We start from the raw sequence: 3641 nt of genomic DNA on the forward strand, positions 1-3641 counted from the left end.
GTACGGGACCCCACCCGCCTCAGGTGCCGACCCTGAGCCCACCCTGAGATCCGGTGACCTCCGGCATGGGGGTGTTTCCCCGTAGCCGCGCCCGTGGCGGACGTGTGACGATTCTTGCGAGCCCACCGACCGACCGAGGAGTCGAGATCACCGCCGCCACCGCACCTTTGCCGACGCGCCGTCTGTACCGGCCGCGCGACCACCGCGTCATTGCGGGTGTCGCCTCCGGTATCGGGCGGCATCTGGGCGTACCGGTCATGGCGGTGCGCATTGCTCTGGTCGTACTCCTGGGATTCGACGGTCTTGGCCTGTTGCTTTATGCGGTCTTCTGGGCCGTCCTCCCGCAGCAGGCGCCGACCGGTAGCCCGCAACCCCGCCGTGACCTCGTGCTTTTGCTCCCGTTCGGCGCTATCGGCCTCGGTGTGGTGCTGCTGGAGAGCCTGCTGACCAGGGGAAACGGTGTCGCCGGGACGGCCGGCTGGCTGATCGCGCTGATCGCGGTCGGCGCGGGCGTCATCTGGCACCAGTCCGACGCCACCCGGCGCGGGCAGCTCAGTGAGCAAGCCGCCCGAACACCCTGGCTCGCCGCCGTGGTCGCGGAGAGTGACCGTCGGTCGTTCGTCATGCGCTTCATCGGCGGCGGCGTGCTGATCGCCGTGGGCGTGATCGGCGTGCTGGCGGTGTACTCGCCGAAGACCGATTTCAAGGCCGTCCTCAACGGCGTGATCTTCGCCCTGGTCGGGCTGATCGGCGTCGGCGTGGTGGTGGCGCCGCTGCTGTGGCGCACGTTCAGCCAGCTGCGCAACGAGCGTGAGGGGCGCATCCGCGAACAGGAGCGTGCCGAGGTCGCAGCCATGATCCATGATCAGGTGCTGCACACGCTGGCGCTGATCCAGCGCAACTCAACGGACATCAAAGAGGTGCAACGCCTCGCCCGGGGCCAAGAGCGTTCGCTGCGCAACTGGCTCTACAAACCCACCGCCTCGCCGACCGAGCGGTTCGCCGCAGCGCTGGAGCAAGCCGCCGCCGAGGTCGAGGACACCTATGCGATCTCCGTCGAAACGGTCATCGTGGGTGATACTCAGTGTGACGAACAGGTGGCTGCTCTGGTGGCCGCCGCCCGCGAGGCTCTGGTCAACGCGGCGCGCCACTCCGGGGTGGAGACCGTTTCGCTGTACGCCGAGGTGGAGCAGAGCGAGCTGAGCGTGTTCGTCCGCGACCGCGGCGCCGGCTTCGACCCGGATACGGTGGCGGAGACGCGCCACGGCGTACGGGGATCAATCATCGGGCGGATGCACCGGCACGGCGGCCAGGCCGTGATTCGCAGTGCGCCCGGCGACGGCACGGAAGTCCGTCTGACGCTGCCGGCCTCCCGGGAGAGCGTCACCGCCGGAAAGGAAAATGCACGATGACCGAGCAAACCGCCGAGGCGGCCCGCCGTCTCACCGTCTTTCTCGTCGACGACCACGCCATGTTCCGAGCCGGGGTGCGCGCCGAGCTGGGCGTGCATGTCGATGTGGTGGGCGAGGCCGGGTCGGTGGCCGAGGCGGTGGCCCGGATCGCGGCCACCACCCCGGACGTGGTGCTGCTGGACGTGCACATGCCCGACGGCGGCGGGCGTGCGGTCCTCGATGCGATGCGGCGTACCCATCCGCAGGTGAAGTTTCTGGCCCTGTCCGTCTCCGACGCCGCCGAGGACGTGATCGGGCTGATCCGGGCCGGAGCGCGGGGTTACGTCACCAAGACGATCTCGCCGGACGAGCTGGCCGCGGCGATCCGCCGGGTGGCCGACGGAGACGCGGTGTTCAGCCCGCGGCTGGCTGGCTTCGTGCTCGACGCGTTCGCCAACCGCCCCGACGTGCCGGTCGCCGATTCCGAGCTCGATCAGCTGACCAACCGCGAACGCGAGGTGCTGCGGCTGCTGGCGCGCGGGTATGCGTACAAGGAAATCGCCAAGGAGCTGTTCATCTCCATCAAGACGGTCGAGACGCATGTGTCGAACGTGCTGCGCAAGCTACAGATGAGCAACCGTTATGAGCTGTCCCGCTGGGCGGCTGACCGGCGGCTCGTCTGAGGCAGCAAAACGTACTGTCGACTCCTTTCGGCCGTCCCTGGCGCAAAATGGACAGGTGGCCGTAAGAATGTTGTCGGATTGTTTCGGTTAGAACAAAGGCGCTGGTCAGGGCATCGAAACTGACCGAAAGTACGATCCGTGCAAGGCCGCTGACCCGCATCGGGCTAATATCGGGTTGATAACGGCACAGCCGGGCGCTAGGGGCTTTGTGTAAGGGTTGCTCCTACTCACACAACCCCTCGTGAGCGCCCTCTGAAGGAGACTCTCCCATGTTTGGGAATCGCCCATGGAAGATGGCGGTCGGCGCGACCGCCATCGCCTTGTTGGCCGCTGGATGTTCGAGCGGTGGGTCGGAAGACAGCGACTCGTCCGGCAACTCGATCGTCGTCGGCATCGCTGAGCCGCAGCACCTGATCCCGACCAATACGACGGAGACCAGCGGTGCGCAGGTTCTGGCCGCGCTGTTCTACCCGCTTGTCGACTTCGACGACAAGAACAACCCGGAGCTGGTCGCGGCCGAGTCGATCACCTCGGACGACAACAAGGTCTGGACGGTGAAGCTCAAGCCGGGCTTCACCTTCAGCAACGGCGAGGCGGTTACCGCCGACAGCTACATCAACGCCTGGAACTACGGCGCCTACGGTCCCAACGCCCAGGGTGCGTCGTACTTCTTCGAGCGTATCGAGGGCTACGCCGACCTGCAGTCCGTCGACCCGGACGGCGAGGAGGGCCCGCAGAAGGCCCCCGAGCCCAAGGCCAAGACGCTCACCGGTCTGAAGAAGGTCGACGACACCACGTTCACCGTGACGCTGTCGGCGCCGTTCACCGGCTGGGAGTCGGTCATGGGTTACACGGCGTTCCTGCCGCTGCCCAACGCCGCCTTCTCGGCTCCCGGCGTCATCGCCGACGGCTTCGAGGACGCGATCATCGGCAACGGTCCCTTCAAGATGAAGGGCACCTGGCAGCACGACTCGCAGATCGAAGTGGAAAAGGTCGACGGCTTCAAGGGCACCGTGCCCAAGATCAACGGCGTCAACTTCAAGATCTACCAGGACCAGAAGGCCGAGTACGCCGACCTGGTCGCCGGTAACAACGACGTGCAGACCACCATCCCGATCGAGAGCCTCGCGGCGGCCCCCGGTGACCTGGGCGATCGTTTCCAGAAGAGCCCGAGTTCGTCCTTCCAGTTCGTCGGCTTCCCGACGTTCCAGAAGGAGTTCTCGAACGTCAACATCCGCAAGGCCCTGTCCATGGCGATCAACCGCCAGGAGATGACCGACCAGATCTTCCTCGGCTCGCAGACCCCGGCCAAGAGCTTCGTTTCCCCGGCCGTGGCCGGCTACCGCGAGGACTCCTGCAAGGCCAGCTGTGAGTACAACCCCACCGAGGCCAAGAAGCTGTGGGACGCCAACAACGGCCCCAAGAAGATTCAGATCACATACAACGCCGACGGTGGTCACAAGGCCTGGGTCGACGCGATGTGCAACCAGATCAAGCAGAGCCTGCCGGGCACCGACTGCGTCGGCACCGGTGAGCCGAAGTTCGCCGACCTGCTGACCAAGGTAGA

The 3641-nt window shown here is 66.2% G+C and carries 3 protein-coding genes; all 3 read left to right on the top strand.

Annotation, left to right across the window (positions count from 1 at the left end; translation table 11 throughout):
- Positions 1 to 104: 104 nt before the first annotated feature.
- Positions 105 to 1412: a PspC domain-containing protein gene (locus tag TFC3_RS04700; RefSeq protein ID WP_369819570.1), complete on the top strand. Its 1308-nt coding sequence runs from the start codon at positions 105 to 107 to the stop codon at positions 1410 to 1412.
- Complete coding sequence (locus tag TFC3_RS04705) at positions 1409 to 2074, top strand: response regulator transcription factor (RefSeq protein ID WP_067496081.1); 666 nt, start codon at positions 1409 to 1411, stop codon at positions 2072 to 2074. The genes TFC3_RS04700 and TFC3_RS04705 overlap by 4 nt, the downstream gene beginning before the upstream one ends.
- A 269-nt stretch (positions 2075 to 2343) precedes the next feature.
- On the top strand, positions 2344 to 3641 hold a 1298-nt coding region (locus TFC3_RS04710; RefSeq protein ID WP_369819571.1), incomplete at its 3' end, for an ABC transporter substrate-binding protein.

This window comes from Actinoplanes sp. TFC3 (genome assembly GCF_001553785.1).
In the GTDB taxonomy this organism is placed as follows: Bacteria; Actinomycetota; Actinomycetes; order Mycobacteriales; family Micromonosporaceae; genus Actinoplanes.

Excerpts from the sequence above, each read along its gene's own strand:
- TFC3_RS04705 (WP_067496081.1), top strand. The coding sequence starts at position 1,409 with ATGACCGAGCAAACCGCCGAGGCGGCCCGCCGTCTCACCGTCTTTCTC.